Origin of the sequence: Vibrio ponticus, assembly GCF_009938225.1 — a bacterium.
In the GTDB taxonomy this organism is placed as follows: Bacteria; Pseudomonadota; Gammaproteobacteria; order Enterobacterales; family Vibrionaceae; genus Vibrio; species Vibrio ponticus.
Genome location: NZ_AP019657.1, coordinates 1,015,776 through 1,038,489 on the forward strand (window position 1 = coordinate 1,015,776; position 22,714 = coordinate 1,038,489).

The 22,714-nt window shown below is 44.3% G+C and carries 11 protein-coding genes; 7 read left to right on the top strand and 4 right to left on the bottom strand.

Features of this window, described 5'->3' with window-relative positions:
• The first annotated feature begins 309 nt into the window (after positions 1–309).
• From GZN30_RS04530 to GZN30_RS04555, 6 genes are read left to right on the top strand one after another with little or no spacing between them, the layout of a single operon-like run.
• Positions 310–960, top strand: coding sequence for a hypothetical protein (locus tag GZN30_RS04530; protein WP_075652485.1), 651 nt, complete (start codon positions 310–312; stop codon positions 958–960).
• Between the two features lie 16 nt (positions 961–976).
• Complete coding sequence (locus GZN30_RS04535) at positions 977–3,844, top strand: FtsK/SpoIIIE domain-containing protein (RefSeq protein WP_075652486.1); 2,868 nt, start codon at positions 977–979, stop codon at positions 3,842–3,844.
• Position 3,845: 1 nt separating this feature from the next.
• Positions 3,846–4,115 carry a hypothetical protein gene (locus GZN30_RS04540; protein ID WP_075652487.1) on the top strand — a complete coding sequence of 90 codons (270 nt, stop codon included), beginning with the start codon at positions 3,846–3,848 and terminating at the stop codon, positions 4,113–4,115.
• Positions 4,108–4,380 (top strand): hypothetical protein, encoded by a 273-nt coding sequence (locus GZN30_RS04545; protein ID WP_075652488.1) that lies wholly within the window; start codon positions 4,108–4,110, stop codon positions 4,378–4,380. The genes GZN30_RS04540 and GZN30_RS04545 overlap by 8 nt, the downstream gene beginning before the upstream one ends.
• Positions 4,370–5,392 carry an AAA family ATPase gene (locus GZN30_RS04550; RefSeq protein ID WP_075652489.1) on the top strand — a complete coding sequence of 341 codons (1,023 nt, stop codon included), beginning with the start codon at positions 4,370–4,372 and terminating at the stop codon, positions 5,390–5,392. The genes GZN30_RS04545 and GZN30_RS04550 overlap by 11 nt, the downstream gene beginning before the upstream one ends.
• Before the next feature lie 2 nt (positions 5,393–5,394).
• Positions 5,395–5,844 (top strand): hypothetical protein, encoded by a 450-nt coding sequence (locus tag GZN30_RS04555; protein ID WP_075652490.1) that lies wholly within the window; start codon positions 5,395–5,397, stop codon positions 5,842–5,844.
• An 85-nt stretch (positions 5,845–5,929) separates the two neighbouring features.
• Here GZN30_RS04555 and GZN30_RS04560 read toward each other — a convergent pair whose 3' ends face one another.
• The 4 genes from GZN30_RS04560 to GZN30_RS04575 are packed head-to-tail and all read right to left on the bottom strand — an operon-like array spanning position 5,930 to position 9,348.
• Complete coding sequence (locus tag GZN30_RS04560; protein WP_075652491.1) at positions 5,930–6,370, bottom strand: universal stress protein; 441 nt, start codon at positions 6,368–6,370, stop codon at positions 5,930–5,932.
• 22 nt (positions 6,371–6,392) lie between these two features.
• On the bottom strand, positions 6,393–7,676 hold the full coding sequence (locus tag GZN30_RS04565; protein WP_075652492.1) for a TRAP transporter large permease: 1,284 nt from the start codon (positions 7,674–7,676) through the stop codon (positions 6,393–6,395).
• Between the two features lie 15 nt (positions 7,677–7,691).
• The gene (locus GZN30_RS04570; RefSeq protein ID WP_075652493.1) at positions 7,692–8,267 is read right to left on the bottom strand and encodes a TRAP transporter small permease; all 576 of its coding nucleotides are present in this window, start codon (positions 8,265–8,267) and stop codon (positions 7,692–7,694) included.
• 58 nt (positions 8,268–8,325) lie between these two features.
• The gene (locus GZN30_RS04575; protein ID WP_075652494.1) at positions 8,326–9,348 is read right to left on the bottom strand and encodes a TRAP transporter substrate-binding protein; all 1,023 of its coding nucleotides are present in this window, start codon (positions 9,346–9,348) and stop codon (positions 8,326–8,328) included.
• Between the two features lie 662 nt (positions 9,349–10,010).
• Between GZN30_RS04575 and GZN30_RS04580 the strand changes: the two genes are divergently transcribed.
• Positions 10,011–22,712 (top strand): tandem-95 repeat protein, encoded by a 12,702-nt coding sequence (locus GZN30_RS04580; protein WP_161987030.1) that lies wholly within the window; start codon positions 10,011–10,013, stop codon positions 22,710–22,712.
• Positions 22,713–22,714 lie beyond the last annotated feature (2 nt).

Sequence of the window (22,714 nt, forward strand, 5' to 3'; positions counted from 1 at the left end):
TTGTGCTTGAGAGCTACCTTTTGTCAGTGTTGGGTAGCTCTCTTTTTTCCGTGCTCTAGACTCTTTGCTTGATGTATAACCATATTGATCGGAAAGTAAACAAGTCATTATTTTCTATTGTCAACTATGTTTTATTCAAAGTCTCATTTGTGCGGTGTACCTATTGTGAGTTGAGTCACATATGCAACCTTTCATTTGCAATATATCTAATTGTTAATTCATTCATTTATAAAAATGCGTTAGCTTAAGCAGGGCTTTGCCTATCGCTAGAAATGGAACCGAAATAACATAAATCAGGTATCAATTAAAATGTCAGTTGCAGAACTAAAAGAGCACCGAACTGTTCGTGAACTTCACGATATTTTTAAAAAGGAATACGATAAAAAAGTTAATTCCGAAAAACGTATTTCTGAATGTAATCACAGCTTTCAGAACCTTCAGCATAGTAGCCAGTCTGCGCTGAACTATGCGGGAAAGTTCAAATCTCCTTCATTGAATGACCAACTCAGCTCGATCAAAAATGCAGGACAAATTCCGCAAGTCCTAGACGACCCGAAATTAATTGAATTAAAACAATCGCTGCACTCACTTTTTGAGCGCTGCGATAACATTAATCCTAAAGCGTTTACCATTTCTAGTATGGATAAAATCTCAGCATATCCTAAGAGCGTACTATTAAACGACGAGCAGTTTAATCAGCTGTCTCAAGATGAACAACGAGTGGCAAAACAGTTCGAAGAAGTTACTAAACCAATTAAGGATGCTCATCTACAAAGGGCGGTACTTGGTCAGCAAATCGAGACCGAAAGACAAAGAGTATTGAAGAAGCGTCGCTTTATGCGCAATAGCATTATCGCAGTTATTCTGTGTGCGGGCGGCTTCGCTTTTGCTCTCAAGGAAAATGATCCTCAGCTCTTTCAGCACTACGTAAATCTTGTCAAAAACATGATCAACTTATAAACACGTGTAACTCGATATGAATAAATTAATCCAAAATCTGACCAGCAGTAAAATTAAATATACTTTTGATCAAGCTGAGCAATATCCAAACATCGAAAGTAGTGTTGCTGAACATGCCAAAGTTCAAAATGAAATCCTAAAATGTGCGGAACGTGTGCTGGCACAAGAAGTTGCATCGCAAAAGCAGCAGCTTGAAGATGCAAAGCAAACTATTCAACAAGCGATGTCGTGGCTATCGCAAGTCGATGCACCTGAACTGAAAGCCCAAAACTGGAATGACTTCCCTTTTAATACTCAGTATATCCCTAATGAGCTGGTGATCGGTTATCAGGAGCTAGTGATTGAAGACGAGAGCTTTAAAATTCCGGTCACGGTTCCTTTTATGTCTGGCGATGATACTTATTACTATCCAGCTGGAGCAGATAGTTTAGAGTGGACTCAAGATGCATTGCATACAATTATCATGCGCTTGAGTGTTATGTTGCCATATGGTGCGCAGTTCTGCTTACTAGATCCGGCAAAGATGGGTGAAAACTTTCCATACATTAAGCAGTTACCATTTAAGCGTCCGTTGAGTAACGATATTTCTCGTACTTTAGAGGAAGTATTGGATGACATTAAACGCATTAAGCAAAACTACCTTGATAACCGTACTCGTCGTTTGATCGATGTTGATCCTGAAATTCGTGGTAGTGAGAAATTTGAATTCGTTGTGGCGTCAAACTTCCCTAAAGGTTATGACCGCCGTTCAATTGAACTTTTGGCGCAAATAGCTAATACAGGTTCTGTTGCTGGTAAATACGTGCTTATTCAACATAACCAGGACATTGAGTTACCTAATGGTGCATCAATGGATTGGTTTGAGTCTTTAAAAAACATTCGAGCTAGCGAAAATCATACTAAAGCGATCCCTGATCTTGATATGTATATGATTGCCTCAGAAGCTATCTGTGACGAGACGATAAATACCATTTTAGATTGCGTGGCGAAAGCGAAACCAAAAGAGAATAAGCTTGAGTTTACTGACGTGACGGACACCAACCCAGAGAAATGGTGGAAAGGCGATACGGAACACGAGATTCGCGTAGCTGTTGGTGGTACTGGCGCTAAAAAAGATGACCTTGAATTATGGTTTGGTGAAAGTAATGGTCGCCAAATCTGTGCCCACGGTATGTTGGGTGCGATGACCGGTGCAGGTAAATCGAACCTATATCATGCGTTTATCATGGGTCTTGCTTGTCGTTATAGCCCAGATGAGCTACAGCTTTATTTGATTGATGGCAAACAAGGTGTGGAGTTTAAGTGCTATCCGACGTTACCACATGCCAAGGTTGTATCACTCAATACTTCTCCTGACTTATCGCGCAGTGTGCTTGGCGAGTTAGTAGAAGAAATGGTTAGACGCAATGAAATGTTTAAGCGTGAAGGCTTCGAAAATTTAAGAGATTATCGTAAAGAGACTAAGAAGCCTTTACCACGAATTCTTCTTGTTGTGGATGAATATCAAACTCTGTTTGAAGATGACCGTGACGGTTTAGGTTCGGATTTGATGGAAAAGCTGGCGACGCAAGGTCGAAGTGCGGGTATCCATATGTTAGTTGGCTCGCAGCGCTTTGGTGCGTCTGGCATGCAGAATCAGCAGAGCATCTTCGGTAACATTCACTTGCGTATTGGTATGCAGATGAGCGAGGCTGATGTGACGGCACTGCAAGAGTTTGGTCCAAATGGCAAACGACTACTGCGTGCTTGTAAAGAAGCTGGTCAAGTTGTTATCAATGACTCTGCGGCTAACGATGATAAAAACCGTGCTGGTCGAGTGACGTACTTGTCAGATAAGTTACGTTTAGATCTGATTAAGCAACTTGCAGAAAAATGGCAACAACAAGCGCTGGCTAACCACCATCACTCAATTTTACTTGATGGCTCTGGTCAGCCAAATCTGAGTGAAAACCCTCAGCTAGAAAAACTATTTGCTACCTATACATCGCAACCAACTCAGCAAGAGTGGATTGACTTCGCCAACATGCCTGAGCACCAACAGGGTTTGGGACAAAAAGAGTGGTATCCGGTTGAGAAGCCAGCTAACTTCTGGCTTGGTCGCGAGATGAATATTCATGGTCAAGCGAACATCGTTATCCGCCGACGTACTAACGAACACTTGCTACTTGTTGGTGAATCAGCTGAAGCTCGTTCGGGAATGTTAAGCTATATGCTGGCTCAATTGCCAATCAATCATGCGGCTGGTGAATATCAGGTATATTTGCTTGAACGTGCGATTAAAGGTTCTCCATGGCATGGTATTATGAGCCGAGCTCTGGAAATGTGCGACAGTTCCGCAACTCATTATCGCGAAAATGTTGCTGAATTTGCGAGTGATATGGAAAACATCAAAGCAGAGTTCGAGCGTCGAAAATCAATGGACGAAGAACAAATGCTGGCTCAATCGACCATCTATGTTGTGGTTAATGAAGCGCAACGAGCGACAGAACTACAGCAACAAGCTGGACGCTATGGCGTTAAAGAGCACGGTGACTTAGGTGCTATTATTTCAGAGCTGCTAGAGCAAGGTGCTGAATACGGCATCCACATCGTAATGAGTTTTGACAACGTACGTGCGGTAACCAAGGTATTTGACCGCCGTGATGTTGATTTATTCAAACACAAAGTAGTATTGCAAATGTCAGAAGATGACAGCTTCTGTGTAATTAAGTCTCGTCATGCTGCTTTACTTCAACAAACGACTCGTGTTCCTGTCTATGCTTTATACGCAAATGCATCACAGAACTACCCAGTTAAATTTAAGCCGTATTGCTACCGCGATGTAGAAGATCATGTTAGTGAGCTAAATCAGCTAAATAACTATCTACAATCATGGAGTAAATAACGTGTCATTAAACGATGTAGAGCAAAACCTACAACAGTTTGTGACGCAATTGGACAGCTTCTCTGAAGCTGTCCGTCAGTGCCAGCGAGAGCTACTCGACCCAACAGATGAGGTGACAGCGATGTTGCCTCATTCTAAGGCTAATACATTTCGAACGCTTTCGACTGACCTAGATACTGTTGCATCCAAACTCACGCATAGCCTAGCTCCTGGCTTGCAATCAGGTCTCGAATACCGCCTGCACGTATTGAGGACTTATTTGCATGAATAGTCATCAGTTAACCGCGCTGGAAACTTTAGAGCAACGTTCTCAGCGTAGTTTAAAAAATCTAGAACAGGCGCATCATGAGCTGCATGTTGCTTGGGTTGTGTTAAAAGAGAGCTATGAGGGACAAGGCGCTGAAGAGGCCGATATGCAATTTCAGGTCTTAGCTGGTCAATTCTCTGAGTATCAGCATTTGCTGGAACAACTCATAATGGAGTGTGCTCAAGAGATTGCTGAGCTGAAAGAAAGGGGAGAAGCACATGCAACCTAGGTGGTTAATCGCTCAGCTTGAAGAGTTTTCTTTCTTGTCACAATCTCAAAGTGTACTCAGTGATGAAGTGCGAAAAGTATTAACACTGACGGAAAGTCATGGTGTGGAGCATACTAATCGACTTGATAGTGACGTTCATCGTTTTGCGGTTCTTTATGCAGAACTAATGGACGAGCAAAGAATACGCTGGGATCGCCATGAGAGAAACTATCAGCAAACGGCACGTACTCTAGATGAGCGTGAAAAAGAGTTAACTCAAGCGCAACTGGATCTCGAAAGCACCAAAAAGTCTCATTCATTTTGGCAAAATCAGCTGGCTCAAGCTCAAAACTGGAAATCTCGCGCTCATAAGCGAGTGACATCGGCTGAATATGATCTCGACCAAGCAGAGAGAAAAACTCGAGCAGCTGAAAGCGATTACCGTTCAGCAAAGTCAAATTATGATTATGCTCGTTCGCAGATGATTCAAGTTTATGTTGGTAAAGATAGCCGTGGCAATGCGCAATATGAGTACCGTCGCAATCCAGCGACTGCAGAACTTCATGCGTTGAATGCGGCTTCTAGTCGATTGGATTCAGCAAGATCGCAAGAACAAGTGGCAAGGCAAGAGCTCAGCGCCGCGCGTGAAGAGTACTCTCGTGCTTCTCACCAAGTCGAGGGCAGTATGTCAGCGGTTGCGGATATGGAAGTAGCCAAGAAGCACTCTTATTCAGCCCTTTCTAGTGCGGAAGATGCCAAAACTAATACACTAAACGCTCGATACAGTTTGGATGAAGAGCGTCGAGTATTGGAGCAGATGGACGACATTCTAAACAGTATTGAAAGTTGTGTTTTCAGCCAACAAAACTGTCAACGTGAACTTCATCAGCATAACTCTGTCGCTAATACAGCTTTACGTAATAATGAACAGATCCAAGAGGATCTGGTTTATGAAATTTATAAAGTTCGTTACGCGCTCGAGAATAAAGCCAATTTGCTTGCGGCATTTGATGCCCCTGTATTTCTAGGATAACTATGCAACCAACATTTGATACAGCTTTCTACCAGCGCAATCATATGGATTTGGAAGACGAGTTAATGAAGCTTGCTCTTGCGGTACAGAGCTTCAAAGAACAGTCTCAAACCCTATCCGCAATTTGGTCGGATGATGCTGGACGTAGAATCAGACAAATTCATATGCTCCCTTTGGTAGAGCAATATGGATTATTTGAAGGCACCGCAAAACAATATCTTCAATCAAGTGAAGAGCGCTTGAGAAGCTTTTATGAGATGAAACGACTGATTAGTGAATATGCTGGTCTACATTCAAGCTTGGAAGAGAGAGAAGATGACGTTTTGCGCGTTAATGATGAATATCACAGGGTGACGGCAATTAGTGAACGACAACGAGATAAGGGGGTTGAATTTGCTTATAAAAGTGAGCAAATGAACCGTCAAGCTCAGAGTTATGTCAATCCACTTTAAGTCAGCTGTGTGCTAGAGATAGGTAAGGAGCTACCGGACTATTCTTCGTGTTTGGTAGCTCTTTTTGATTCAGAACAGTAACTAGTTAAACAACCATTGTTGGGCATGTCGCGTGTCCGGCAACTCGGTGTGACACACTACCTAAAAACATACCATCTTTGCCTGTATGTGTGCCACTTGCTCCCATGACGATCAAATCGACCTCTTTCTCTTTGCAAAAGTTAATAATGGTTTGTGAAGGACGCCCACCTTTTACAAAGCCACGTACTTGTGTCACGCCTTGCTCTTTTGCATGCTGCTTTGCCTGCTCGACGATGCTTCGAGCATACTCACTTAAAGCTTGATCAGGGATCTGCAAGTCATCTGGGCGTACCATCGAAAGAGAGCTCTCAAATAAGCTATGGTGTTTATAAACGCTTAATAGAAACAATTCACAATCGGTAAGGCGTTGTAACTCGATCGCCTTATCCAGAGCATTGAGTGCTGAGTATGAGCCATCGACCGCAACCAATATTCGTTTAAACATTTTTATCTCCTCAGGTTGCCAATTAGGCAAAAGCAATATCACGCAAAAATAGGGCGATTTGCGGGAAGAAAACTAACAACGCTGCTGAAAGCAACAAGATAGCGATAAATGGACCAGTACCGCGGATTACTTCCCAGTAAGGTTTTTTAAAAATGGCAATCGCAGTGAAGATATCGCAGCCAAAAGGTGGTGTTGCCGACCCGATCGCCACTTGCAGGGTGATAATAATACCGACATGCACCGGATCGAGGTTAGTCGCTTCAATAGCAGGGGCAAAGATAGGTGTGAGCACCAAAATGACCACAATTGGATCGACAAACATACAGGCAATAAAGAACGCGATTGAGATCGCCGCTAATACGCCCATTGGACCCATTTCGCTGATGCCAACTGCCTCAAGAATCGCTTGCGGGATCTGTGCAAATGAGATTATCCAAGAGAATCCATTACCCACACCAACCAGAATAAATACCACGGCGGTGATTAAGCCAGTTGAGCGCGCGATGGTGAAGATATCGTGAGTTCCCAGCGAACGGAAGATAACAAACTCAAGAATAAAGGCGTACAGCACACAAACGGCTGCCGCTTCCGTAGGGCTAAATACGCCACCGTAAATACCGCCAACGATGATAATAGGGAACATGAGTGGCCACAGCGCGCGTTTGGTCGCCTGAAAACGTTCGCTCCAGCTTGCTTTCTCTTCGGTTGGCACGTTATTGACAGTGGCGTAGTAGAGACAATAGAGCGAGAACAGGAACAAGATCATTAGCCCTGGACCAATACCCGCGATAAATAGCTCTGCAATGGAAGTCTCCGAGATGACGCCATAAATGATCATGCCAATACTTGGCGGGATCAAAAAGGCAATATCACTAGCATTAATAATCAGTGCCAGCGAAAAAGAATCGCTGTAGCCTGCTCTTAGTAGCTTAGGTCTGAGTGCAGAACCCACCGCCACAACCGTTGCTTGTGTTGAACCTGAAACCGCACCAAAAAGGGTACAGGAGGTAGCGGTGCTGATGGCTAAACCGCCACGAATATGACCGATAAAAGCCATGACCATATCGATCAGGCGCGCAGCTGATTGACCACGAGTCATAATGTCTGCAGCGAGAATAAACATCGGTACCGCAATTAACGAGGCAGGGCGAATACCACCGAGCACCTGTTGGATAAATGTATCCATTTGTCCGACACCGCCGAAGGTCATATAGAACCCCGTCAGTGCCGCTGTAATTAGAGGGATCATCATTGGAAAGCCAAGAATCAACAGAGCAATCATGATGAACATTAAGGTTAAAGCCATAGAAAAGTTGCCTTATTAAACTTCACTTTCAGTTTCAGCGTATCCATCCAGAACGCCAGCAGAAATATAGACATCAGAAGAGGTAAGGTTTTTGTACATGGTTAAGGCGTATTGGATGCCTGTAATGACAAAGCCAAGTGGTACCCATACGTAGATCCACCAGATTTCAAACCCCAGCGCAGGGAGAATTCTTCCGCGTTCGTATATGGATATGATGTACTCAAGAGAAAAGTAGGCGAGGACAAACATCACAATAGAAGTGAACAGTGCGATGATGGTCATTAGGATTTTTCGCCCTTTAAATGGCAGGGCGTCATAAATGGCAGACATCCGAATATGACGACCATAACGAGCGGCGTAGCCAATACCCGCGAACGTGATCAGGACAATCAGGATTCGGTTGATCTCACCGGAGAAAAATAGCCCCTCACCAAACACAAAGCGGGCGACGACATTGACACAGGTATTGAGTGCCATCAAAAGGACGCCAGCGGCGAGTAAAAAAGATTCGAGTTTACAAATAAAATCGTCCAACAAGCCAAGAAAACCAGGCAGTGTTGAACGATAGGTCAGTGCTTCTGCATCAGTCATTGCGTACTTCCCTGCAAAGAAACAGGCACCCCAAGTGGAGTGCCCGTTTGATAAACGACTATTTGGTTACGGCTTCAAGATCTTGCTTGAATTGATCAAGTAGTTGTTTTCCGCTATCACCAGTCATTTCGTAGAAAGTGGCTTCTACTTGTGGTGCGCGTTCTTTGAACTTAGCGATTTGCGCGTCTGTTAGGCGAGTTACGGTGACATCTTTGCTAGCTGCTTGAATTTTTTGCAGAGATTTGTCAGCTAAACCGTTAATGTGTTTAATGGTTTCATCGAATGCGTAATCAGCTGCATCGTGAACCACTTTTTTATCTTCTGCGGAAAGCTTATCGAAGAAGTCTTTGTTGGCCATCGACGCAGTAGTAAACCAACCGTGGTTAGTAAAGACAAGGTTTGGAGATACTTCATATAAACCGCCAGACTCAATCCAGAAAATAGGGTTTTCTTGACCTTGAATCATGTTGGTTTGTAGCGCACCGTATACCTCGCCCCAAGGTAGTGGCGTAGGTGTTGCCCCGAAAGCTTCGTAGGTAGATGAAAGTAGCGGGTTAGTCATGACGCGAATCTTTTTACCTTTTAGATCTTCAGGTGAAGTGATTGGCTCATCAACGGTCATCACCATTTCACCTTCAGGATACATCTTAAGTAGCTCTAGACCTTGCGCCTCGTAAAGTTTAGGGAAGTTTTCGTTCACCGCTTTACTCTGACGGAAAAACTCAACTACAGATTCCATATCAGTCGGCATTAGGTAAGGTATAAAGAAGATTTGAGCTTCTGGAATAAGTGCACCAGTAAAACCTGGAGATTGGTTAACAAACTGAAGAATGCCAGCTTGCGCTTGCTCCATGATATCGTCCGACTCACCCAGCTCACCAAAGCGGTAAACTTGCAACGTATGCTCAGAGTTATCTTCAATATATTTTTTAAACTTCAGTGCGTATACGTCTTGTACGTCGCCTTTGTATTCTTCGTGAGCGTAACGCCAAGTATCAGCATTGGCGATAGATGAAAAACTTAGCGCAGCCGCAACGCATGAAACCGCAGTCAATTGCTTAAAATGGTTAAAAATGGACATCATGTCCCTCCAGTTTTGTCATTTATTTCTGATTCGAAGCAAGATTTGTTATTGAATTGACAGTGTTTCAGTACTGCGTAATTCAATTAAAATAAGCAACGAGTTACAGATTTCATTTACAAGTCTAAACGTTAGAGTTGTAATCAATAAGGCGAGTTTTAAAGCTGTTGCTGGTGTTGTGATCTGCACCGAATAATTCAGTGTAATATGGTATTATTTAGATTTAATAGGTGTGTTCGCAAAGTGGCTGCTTGATTTGGTCTGGATGGATTAGCTGTAAAAATAGTTACAGTTGTAATCATTTTGTTCTCGTTCTGGAATGAAGTATTTCGTTGTTCTTCACGAATTAAAATGCCTAAGTTCTTTATTTATCCATGATGAATATCGACTGAACAGATTAAATGACAATGCGTACTAGCAAACTAGTGTGGTGAGCTGTTTGGTGATTATTAACAGTCAATTATTACCGCTAATCGAGACCATCAACACTTTAAATTGTGATGCCAGTAAAACTATTAACAATCTGTAATATGCGGACAAGGTCAAATGTTTAAATGTTGTTGCATATAATGTTACATTATTCGTGTAATTGATAAATTAATAACAACTTATAAATATCGACGCATTTAACATTTCTTGTCGCAACAGAAGGGGTTAGGTAAATGGCAATACTGAACAAGTTAGTATCAGGGCAACCGACAGTAATTGATGAGCTGGGAAATGTACGGATACTAAACGGGGATGATACCCCCCAGGCGGGTGATTTGCTGCTCGCTCAAGTTATTACCAATGAACCAAATAATCCCCCCGAAATCACAGCGCAACTGTTTGGTCAAACTGGTAACGCTACAGATTTAACTGCTGACATAGCAGAGATTTTTGAAGCGCTAGAACAAGGCGATGATCCGACACAGTTGAATGACAGTTTTGCGACCGCGGCCGGTACAGTGGATGGTTCAAGCTTAATCAATTCCACTTCGGTAGTGAGAATCGGTGATGAAACTATCGCGGATACAGCGTTCACAACGCAAGATTTAGAAGAGTTAGGACTTTCAAAGACTCAAAGCTTAACGCTATTGCAACAGTATAACCTACCAAACAATGATGGTGCTGATGCCGTCGAGTTTCAAAATAGCCAACCAATTGGTGATGACGTAACTGTAACAACGAATGAAGATACATCTGTAACAGGAGCCCTGCAAGCGACAGATGCAAATGTAGATGATGTTCTCGAGTTTACCCAATCCAGTCCCCCAAAAAATGGCAGCGTTATAGTCAATTCAGATGGAACATGGACCTATACGCCAAACGAAAATTATGATGGTTTGGACAGTTTCGAAGTCATTGTGAGTGATGGTAAAGGTGGCTCAGATACACTGGTTGTTAATGTTAACGTTACGCCAATTCCTGAAATAAGCATTACTGGCGGTGGGGATGTCAACGAAGGCTCTACTGCGAACTATACGATAAACTTCGATAAATCTTCTGACCAAACTACGACTCTTAAGTTAACGAAAAACTTCACTAGTGCTGAAAGCGAGGATCTTGAGCTACTGACGGTGAAATCTTCTACTGGGGAGGTTTTAACAGTCAATCCTGATGGCACCATCCAAGTCCCTTCTGGTGTGACGTCTCTTGAAGTTACCATTGAAACTAACCAAGACAACGTTTACGAGGGTGACGAGTCATTCCAATTAGTTGTTACTCCAGTTACAGGTTTAGTCGGCGGCGGTTCAAGTCTGACGACGATTAAAGACGATGGTACTGGCTCGGCTGATGAAAATAATGTAACCGATGACGATCGTCCAGAAGTCACGCAGGTCTCCAGCCTCACGGTGGAAGAAGGTCAGTTAGCGACGTTTGATGTCACTTTGAGTAATGCCAGTGAACTTCCAACAAAGATTGAAATGAGTCTTGCGGATGGCACTGCGGAGAGCGGTGATTACACCAACACCCAGGTGGTGGTGACTTATCTTGATGGTGATGATGAGAAATCACACACTCTGACGGTCAGCAACGGCCAGTTCAGTTTTGACCTTCCTGCGGGGAACTCCGGCTTTAAAGTGGCGGTGCAGACCACATCTGATGCTAATGCACCTATTTACGAAGGGGATGAAACCTTCACCCTGACCGCGTCGACAGAGACACAATCTACACCAACCTCAGGCCAAGCGACGATCCAAGATGGTGGTGAAGGTGGTGCACAGAGTGATGACGACCGTCCGGAAGTCACACAGGTCACCAGCCTCACGGTGGAAGAAGGTCAGTCAGCGACGTTTGATGTCACGTTGAGTAATGCCAGTGAGCTTCCAACAAAGATTGAGATGAGTCTTGCAGATGGCACCGCGGAGAGCGGTGACTACACAAACACCCAGGTGGTGGTGACTTATCTTGATGGTGATGATGAGAAATCACAAACTTTGACGGTCAGCAACGGCCAGTTCAGTTTTGAGCTTCCTGCTGGGAACTCCGGCTTTAAAGTGGCGGTGCAGACCACATCTGATGCTGATGCACCTATTTACGAAGGGGATGAAAACTTCATCCTGACCGCGTCGACAGAGACACAATCTACACCAACCTCAGGCCAAGCGACGATCCAAGATGGTGGCAATGGTGGTGCGCAGAGTGATGACGATCGTCCAGAAGTCACACAGGTTTCCAGCCTCACGGTGGAAGAAGGTCAGTTAGCGACGTTTGATGTCACGTTGAGTAATGTTAGCGATCTGCCGACAAAGATTGAAATGAGTCTTGCGGATGGCACTGCGGATGGTAGTGACTATACCGGTACCCAGGTGGTGGTGACTTATCTTGATGGTGATGATGAGAAATCACAAACTCTGATGGTCAGCAACGGCCAGTTCAGTTTTGACCTTCCTGCGGGGAACTCCGGCTTTAAAGTGGCGGTGCAGACCACATCTGATGCTGATGCACCTATTTACGAAGGGGATGAAACCTTCATCCTGACCGCGTCGACAGAGACACAATCTACACCAACCTCAGGTCAAGCGACGATCCAAGATGGTGGCAATGGTGGTGCGCAGAGTGATGACGATCGTCCAGAAGTCACACAGGTTTCCAGCCTCACGGTGGAAGAAGGTCAGTCAGCGACGTTTGATGTCACGTTGAGTAATGCCAGTGAGCTTCCAACAAAGATTGAGATGAGTCTTGCAGATGGCACCACGGAGAGCGGTGACTACACAAACACCCAGGTGGTGGTGACTTATCTTGATGGTGATGATGAGAAATCACAAACTTTGACGGTCAGCAACGGCCAGTTCAGTTTTGAGCTTCCTGCTGGGAACTCCGGCTTTAAAGTGGCGGTGCAGACCACATCTGATGCTGATGCACCTATTTACGAAGGGGATGAAAACTTCATCCTGACCGCGTCGACAGAGACACAATCTACACCAACCTCAGGCCAAGCGACGATCCAAGATGGTGGCAATGGTGGTGCGCAGAGTGATGATGATCGTCCAGAAGTCACACAGGTTTCCAGCCTAACGGTGGAAGAAGGTCAGTTAGCGACGTTTGATGTCACGTTGAGTAATGCCAGTGAGCTTCCAACAAAGATTGAGATGAGTCTTGCAGATGGCACCGCGGAGAGCGGTGACTACACAAACACCCAGGTGGTGGTGACTTATCTTGATGGTGATGATGAGAAATCACAAACTTTGACGGTCAGCAACGGCCAGTTCAGTTTTGAGCTTCCTGCTGGGAACTCCGGCTTTAAAGTGGCGGTGCAGACCACATCTGATGCTGATGCACCTATTTACGAAGGGGATGAAAACTTCATCCTGACCGCGTCGACAGAGACACAATCTACACCAACCTCAGGCCAAGCGACGATCCAAGATGGTGGTGAAGGTGGTGAAGGTGGTGCACAGAGTGATGACGACCGTCCGGAAGTCACACAGGTCTCCAGCCTAACGGTGGAAGAAGGTCAGTTAGCGACGTTTGATGTCACGTTGAGCAATGCCAGTGAGCTTCCAACACAGATTGAGATGAGTCTTGCAGATGGCACCGCGGAGAGCGGTGACTACACCAACACCCAGGTGGTGGTGACTTATCTTGATGGTGATGATGAAAAATCACAAACTCTGACGGTCAGCAACGGCCAGTTTAGTTTTGACCTGCCTGCGGGGAACACCGGCTTTAAAGTGGCGGTGCAGACCACATCTGATGCTGATGCACCTATTTACGAAGGGGATGAAACCTTCACCCTGACCGCGTCGACAGAGACACAATCTACACCAACCTCAGGGCAAGCGACGATCCAAGATGGTGGTGAAGGTGGTGCGCAGAGTGATGACGATCGTCCAGAAGTCACACAGGTTTCCAGCCTAACGGTGGAAGAAGGTCAGTTAGCGACGTTTGATGTCACGTTGAGCAATGCCAGTGAGCTTCCAACAAAGATTGAGATGAGTCTTGCGGATGGCACTGCGAATGGTAGTGACTATACCGGTACCACCGTTGTTGTGACTTTTATAAATAAAGGGCAGTCAGAGTCGAAAGAAGTTGAGGTCAGCAACGGCCAGTTTAGTTTTGACCTGCCGGCGGGGAACACGGGCTTTAAAGTGGCGGTGCAGACCACATCTGATGCGAACGCTCCTATTTACGAAGGGGATGAAACCTTCACCCTAGCTGTCGCGACAGAGACACAAGCAACACCGAAGTTGGGTCAAGCAACTATTCAAGATCAAGAAGACCGCCCACCAGAGTCAAAAGACTTTGAAACTGAGGTTAGTCACAGCGGGAAGACACAGGTCATTTTTGATACTGCCAAAACCCCAATCACGGATACGTCGGACGACCGCATCTCCGATTTAGAGGATGATGCCGCTAACATCGACCTCAAGATTGTAATTAGTGAATTACCGGATAACGGCACACTTTTTTACAAGGACGGTGATAACTATATAGAAATCACAGCTGATGACTTATATCACTCAGATAAAAGTGTTAATGAGTATAAACAGTTCGATCAAGATTCAATTTACTATGAACCTGATGCTGATTCCGAAGGATTTATTCTCGGCATAAAAGACGCTAATTTGGGCACTGAAGAGAAAGCGACCTCTGACTATTTCCTTAATTGGGGAGCTGAAGGTACCAATGCTAAAGAGCGAATTTTAACTCTTGGTGGCGATGAAATCACTATTACCGCGAGCAACGGCAAATTAGTGCAATACTTAGGTGATCCGAATGCCAACCATATCGGTCATGGTATTGGAGTAAAAAATGACGGTGGTATTCAAAAAGACGAAACCATCACGATTGATTTCAAGACTCGTCCGGCAGACACAGTAACATTGGGCTTGGATGGTTTAGGTGGCTGGTTCGAGCAAGGAGTGGGAGAGCCTAACGAAACATTTGTCGTTATCTCTGTCAATTATACCGATGAGAATGGCATTACAGGCACCGCCCAATATACCTATCAAAAGCATTCATCGGGAGATGTTGACCTTTTCCATGAAATTACCATTTCAGCAAACGCTGAAGACTTGTCAAATGGCACATTAGTAGCTGTTGGAGCCCCGTTACCGGAAGGTGCATTGATAAGTAGCGTTGAGCTCGGTACACAGGGGAATGGTAATTGGGAACTGCGTTATCTTGAAACGGAACTGTCGGACAGTTTTGATTATCATGCCGTGGACAGTGACGGTAACGTTAGTGACCAATCGACAGTGACTATTGATGAAGGGAATGCCCCTCCTAAAGCTAATAATGACCCTGTAGGTGAATTTATTGTTTCGCTTGGCGAATACAACCAAGGTAGCTGGCACCATGGTGGATTAACTGATGATCAAGGCTTAAACGCTGATTATAACGGTGATGATAAAGGTTGGAATACCAATGGCGATAAGTTGGGCGTCAACGGAGACGTCAATGGCGGACCGGGCAACCAAATTCAATATAATCGTGAAGCCGGTAAATCAGAGCAAGTAACGATTAACTTCAAAGAACCAATTACAGAATTCAAATTTTCAGTGTCAAACCTTTATCAAAATGAGGGGGGCACGGGTAATCATGAGCAAGGTAAGTGGGTCGCTTATTTTGACGGCGTAGCCGTTGCCAGCGGAATGTTTACCGCTAATGATGACAACAGTAACAATAAAGGCGAGTACACCTTTGATAGCGACGCTTTAGGTGGTGTCGCCTTTGATAGTATCGTTTTCGAGGCGACCGATTTTGTTATTCAACCGGATCCAAATAAAGGCGACGATTCTTCTGATTACTTTTTAACAGGATTTGAAGGTACAGGCGGTGGTGCTTACGTCGTTAATCAGGGCAGCGAGCTTAAAATTCCACTGAGTGAACTGCTGAGTAACGATACAGATATAGATGGCGACGCCATTCGCATTACTGCTATTACTAAAAGTGGTGAACAAGCCGACGTGTACGTTCAAGGTGACTATGTTTATTTCACCTCATCAAAACCAGGAGCAACCACTTTTACATATCAAATTACGGATGACAAAGGTGGTTTTGATGAAGCCGAGGTAAGCGTCATCGTGAACCCAGGTCCTGCATCTGCATCAATTGACAGCATAACCATGCACGAGTCTGAAGTTGCCGAGGGAGATAACCTTGTTTACCTTGTCAAGCTAGATCAAGGCGTACTGGCTACAGGTGAGGATGCTCAATACAAAATTACATTTGGCAAGGCGGACGACGCTGCAACTGATAGCGATGTTAACCTCAGTAATGCGCAATTTACCCATGGCGTTAAGTTTGAAAATGGTCAGTTGATTGTGCCGCAGGGTGTCAGCTCTTTCTCAATTATTATCTCAACCGTTGGTGATAGTAAATTTGAGCATCTTGAGGATTATACAGTCTCGATCACCTCACCAGATGGCAGTATAGTTTCCGCTTCTGGCAACATCATTAATGTGGTTGCGGATGCCCATGGTTTTGAAGACCAACCGATTGACCTTGGTCTTACCAATGTCGATTTATCTCTTATTAGCAGTCTGACGCTTTCTAATGTTCCTGATGGCGGAAACATTTTGGTGAATGGTGAACCGGTTGATCTGAATGACTCGTCAGCGACCATCGATATCGATGACGATACCGCAATCGAGCTTTTACCACCTAAAGACAGTCATGGCGACTTTACTCTCAATGTTCAGCCTAATAATTCCGAGGGTGAGCCTTTAGGTAGCGCTCAAAAGGTTGATATAAAAGTTGAAGCCGTCGCGGATAAGCCAATTGTTCAATTAGCAGACGAGAAAATCATCGCTTCGCAAAACTTCGAAAGCATCGAACTTAATGGATCAAAATGGACCGGAAAGGTAACGGGTGATGATTTAACTGATGCGGACTCAGGTGTTTGGGGGACGAATAACAACCCTGGCACGGTTGAAGTAGGTCTTGAAGGGACTTATCGACCAGGTAAAAGCGATAACCAGATTATGGAGTTGGAAGGCAATCGTGGCGATAGCTCCTTGTTTGTCGAGTTTACCGGAGTTGCCGGAGCGTTTTATGAGATTTCCTTTGATGCCGCCGCAAGAAGACTAGGCAGCTCGCCACTGACTGTATTTTTAGAAGACGCCGGTGGTGTTCGCACGCCAGTGTTTGTTTACGAGCAATCTAAAGATTGGTCAAGCATTCAGCAGCATTTCCAAATTCCAACTGATGGCGAATACAAACTGGTATTTGAGTCGGATCATGGTAACGCCAGTGACACGGATACTTTTGGTGTTTTACTCGACAATATCCAATTAGCTAAGACCGATAATTATGGCTTCGAAGGCGAGTTTATTAACCTTAGCGATATCAATATTTCTGCATCGGATGTCATTGGCATGGCAGGGCACGAATATGGCTCTGAAACGCTGACGATTAAGATGGAAGGCATTCCTGCTGGTGCCGAGTTAAGAATTAATAGCGGTAATGAAATTATTCCCATAACAGTGACTGACGGTGTAGTTGATTTAACCAAATACCAAGATAAACTCGCGGATTTACAGATCATGATCCCTGACGCGAGTGACAGCAGTATTCCATTAACGGTTACAGCTACGTCGACTGAGGAAAGTAATGATGATGCATCAACTTCCGATCCTGTGGTAATTAATGTGACGGTGGTTAAAAACAACCCACCAGAGTCAAAAGACTTCGACACTGAGGTTAGTCACAGCGGTAAGACACAAGTTGTTTTTGATACCGCCAAAACCCCAATTACTGACACGTCTGACGACCGAATCTCCGATTTAGAGGATGATGCCGCTAACATCGACCTCAAGATTGTAATTAGTGAATTACCGGATCACGGTACGCTTTATTATAAGGACGGTGATAATTATATAGAAATCACTGCTGATGACTTATATCACCCAGATAAGAGTTCGGACCAGTATAAGCAGTTTGACCAAGACTCAATTCATTACGAACCGGATGCAGATTCAGAAGGGTTTATTTTAGGTATTAATAGTGATGCCGAATCAAAACCTCTTGGTCAGGACAACAAAGGCTCTAGCACAACTGATTTCTATAATTGGGGCGAAAAAGTTAGCGATACAGTTCGAGAGTTAAAACTGAACGATACTGATGTGGTAACGATTACTTCGACTTCCACAAAAAATAAAGATGCCACGCTTACTCAATATAATGGTGAAGCAAACAAGAATCATGTTGGCTATGGTATCGGTGTTGGTGGTGATTACGGCATTAATAAAAATGAAACACTAGCAATTGAATTTAGTAGTCGTCCAGCGGATAGCATCACCCTAGGTCTTGATGGATTGGGAGGCTATTTTGAAGAAGGGCTAGGCACAAATAAAGAGACCTCAGTTGTTATTACAATCAGTTATGTTGATCAAAATGGTATTACAGGCTCAGCCCAATACACTTATCAAAAGCATTCATCGGGAGATGTTGATCTTTTCCATGAAATTACCATCCCACCAAATCCGGAAAACATGCCAAATGGCTCGTTAATCGCTGTTGGAGATTCATTACCAGAAGGTGCTTTAGTTGACGGTGTTGAGCTGAGCACACAAGGCAAGGGTAATTGGGAACTGCGTTATCTTGAAACGGAACTGTCGGACAGTTTTGATTATCATGCAGTTGATAGTGATGGTAATGTAAGTAACCAATCGACGGTAACTATTGATGAAGCGAATGCTCCGCCTGTCGCTACAGATGATCCTGTTGGTACGTTTACTGTTTTGCTAGGTGGATACAACCAAGGTAGCTGGCAACATGATGGCTTAACTGATAAGAACGGCTTAAGTGCGGGTTATCGAGGTAATGATAAAACGCTGAATACGAGCGGTAATAAGTTGGGCGTTGATGGCGATGTCAATGGCGGACCGGGCAACCAAATTCAATATAATCGTGAAGACGGTAAATCAGAGCAGGTAACGATTAACTTCAAAGAACCAATTACAGAATTCAAATTTTCAGTGTCAAACCTTTATAAAAATGAGGGTGGAACGACTAATCATGAACAGGGTAAGTGGGTCGCTTATTTTAAGGGTGTAGCCGTCGCCAGTGGGATGTTTACCGCTAACGATGGTAACAACAAAGGTGAGTACGAATTTAACTCAAATGATTTTGGTGATATTGCTTTTGATAGTATCGTTTTCGAAGCGACCGATTTTGTTATTCAGCCGGATCCAAATAAAGGCGACGATTCTTCAGACTACTTTTTAACAGGTTTTGAAGGTAAGGGTGGTGGTGCTTACGTCGTTAATCAAGGCAGCGAGCTTAAAATTCCACTGAGTGAACTACTTCGTAACGATACAGATATAGATGGCGATGCAATTCGCATCACTGCTATAACTAAAAGTGGCGATGACGCCGAAGTTTATATCAAAGACGGCTTGGTGCACTTCAAGTCGTCAGTGCCGGGCAAAACGACCTTTGATTACCAAATTACCGATGACAAAGGCGGCTTTGCTGAAGCGACTGTCAGTGTGATAGTTAACCCAAATCCAGATGCCGTACCAGTTACCCAGGTGTCGCTTCTAGAATCTGAAGTGGCAGAGGGAGATAACTTAGTTTACTTGGTGGCACTAAAGCAGGGCGTACTTGCCACCGGTGATAATGCTAAATATGAAATTGCATTTGGCAAGGCGGGCGACGCTGCAAATGATAGCGATGTTAACCTCAGTAATGCGCAATTTACCCATGGCGTTAAGCTTGAAAATGGTCAGTTGATTGTGCCGCAGGGTGTCAGCTCTTTCTCAATTATTATCCCAACCGTTGATGATAGTAAATTTGAGCATCTTGAGGATTATACAGTCTCGATCACCTCACCAGATGGCAGTACAGCTTCCGCTTCTGGCAACATCATTAATGTGGTTGCGGATGCCCATGGTTTTGAAGATCAACCGATTGACCTTGGTCTTACCAATGTCGATTTATCTCTTATTAGCAGTCTGACGCTTTCTAATGTTCCTGATGGCGGAAAAATTTTGGTGAATGGTGAACCGGTTGATCTGAATGACTCGTCAGCGACCCTCGATATCGATGCCAATACCACAATCGAGTTTTTACCACCTAAAGACAGTCATGGCGACTTTACTCTCAATGTTCAGCCAAATAATGTCGAGGGTAAGCCTTTAGGGAGCGCTCAAAAGGTTGATATAAAAGTTGAAGCCGTCGCGGATAAGCCAATTGTTCAATTAGCAGACGAGAAAATCATCGCTTCGCAACACTTCGAAAGCATCGAACTTAATGGGTCCGAATGGACTGGAGAAGTCATAGGTGAAGATCTGAGCGGTGCAGATTCCGGAACTTGGGGGACGTACAATGACCCGAGTACGGTTGAAGTAGGTTTAGAAAGCACTTACGGAGCAGGTAACAGTAACAACCAGGTTATGGAGTTGGAAGGTAACACTGGCGACAGCTCCCTCTTTGTCCAATTTACAGGTGTAGCAGGTGCGTTCTATGAGATCTCTTTTGATGCCGCCGCAAGAAGACCAGGCAGCTCACCACTCACTGTTTTCTTAGAAGATGCAGATGGTATTCGCACGCCAGTGTTTGTTTACGAGCAATCTAAAGATTGGTCAAGCATTCAGCAGCATTTTCAAATTCCTACCGATGGCGAATACAAACTGGTGTTTGAGTCGGATCATGGTAACGCTAGTGACACGGATACTTTTGGCGTTTTACTCGACAATATCCAATTAGCTAAGACCGATAATTATGGCTATGAAGGCGAGTTTATTAACCTTAGCGATATCAATATTTCTGCATCGGATGTCATTGGCATGGCAGGGCATCAATATGGCTCTGAAACGCTGACGATTAAGATGGAAGGTATTCCTGATGATGCCGAGTTAAGAATTAATAGCGGCGATAAAATTATTGATATTGAAGTAGTTGACGGTGTTGCTGACTTGACCAAATACCAAGACCAACTCGCTGATTTACAGATCATGATCACTAACGCGAGTGACAGCAGTATTCCATTAACGATTACTGCGACTTCGACTGAGAAAAGTAATGATGATTCATCAACATCCGATCCTGTGGTGATCAATGTCACCGTCATCGACAAGGTGGATGGTTTCCCGAATACTCCTCCGAATGCGATGGATGCAGATTTTGATACTGTAGCAGGTAGAAAAGAGTTTTCTTTTACTGATTTGGTCGATGACCTAGAAGATGATCAATCCAGTGCAGAAGTTCGTGTTGTGATTGAGTCAGAGCCTAAGTTTGGCGAACTATTTTATACCAATGCTGATGGTGTAATAACAACCCTTTCAGTTGGTGACGTTGTTTCAGAGAACCTATCAATTGAGTATGTCGTTAGCGCAGATATGTTAAAAGAAAACAGCTTGTGGAAGGCTGAAGATGAAGATTTCAACCAACTGAGTGGCGCAAGTGTATCGGTCGGCGGAATGTATACCATTTCTGGTGGTACGGTTGATAAAACGAATGAAAGCTATAACTTCACCCAAGAAGGAGTCTTGGTATACGATCAAGCTGCTGGAGAAAAAGGCTTGGCGATAAACACTTCAGGGCGTGAAAGACCAAATGATAATGGTGATGAAAATAGCCCAGGTGAATATATTTCAATAAAATTCGATACACTTGAAGTTACCCACGCTGACGTTTTCCTTGGCAGCGTTAATGGGCTTTTCAACAGCGGCCAGAATAGCCCAACCCTTACAGCTTTGTACTACAAAGATGGGCAGTTAGTTGGAGATCAAGAGTTAACGATTAGCCAACGAGTCGATGGTCACAATAAGGAAGGTGTGACTAGTCTGAATAGTAGCATCAGCTTTGATGAAGTACGCTTAGTACTTGATGCAAAAAATGGTAGTCCAGGCTATGTATTACAAGGTGTTCAAGTTAGTTCTGCGAACAATGTTAATGATGCATTTGATTACAGAGCTATTGATTCAATGGGCGAATACAGCAGCGAAGCAACGGCCAACTTGGCTACGGAGAGAATGGTTGCATCTATCCACCCTAATCATGTCGACCAGGTTGCGATCGTTGACTATCTGAGCGCCAATGAGACTCTTTATTGGTCGACATCTGGAGTTCGTCATGAGGCAATTTCAGACCACAAAGAGGGGCTCTTGGTCGATGTCGGTGAAGCGGGAGATACGGTTTATCTTGGCGGAGGTAATGATACGATATACATGGGTGATAGCCACTCTCCACTTGACGAGCACGCTAATCAGCAAGCAAGTATAGATCAAGTCAATGAGACATTGCGTAATTATGCTCAAGGTGCTGATGGAGTCCATTTAGAAGCTACGGATGATCGTTTTACTGATTTAGATCCAAATAATAATGACATAATGAGTGAGTCTGAGGAAAACTCTTCTTTATTAGTTCAAGGCGTTGCGAATCTTGATTCAGCTCATGCCGGTGCCGGTGATGATTTTGTTTTTGGTGAAGGCGGATCTGATGCGATTTTTGGTGGCTCGGGTAATGATACTATCTTTGGTGGGGATGGTTATGATGTTATTCGAGGTGGTACCGGCAACGATTATATCGATGGTGGAGAAGGCAGCGATGTAATCATCGGCGGTCTCGGAAATGACATTCTCATGGGTGGGGATGACTTCGACCTGTTCAAGTTTGTCGATCAAGGTGATGGAATTAGAGACGGTGAAGTCGACATCATCAAGGATTTCACCAGAGGTGAAGATGCACTGGATATCAGCGATATTTTAGATGTCGTAGAAGGTCAAAACGTGGAAGACCTGTTAAGCCTAGCCATTGCTCCAGATGAGAATGACAGTGATGACCTCAAGTTAACGATATCATCTGGCGATTCAACCCATACAGTGATATTGGAGAATGCCACGTCTCAATATAAAGAAGGGGGAAGCCTGCTGGATTCAGACACAATCATTCGAGATTTACTAACAGTTCCTGATTCTGGTCATACATAACA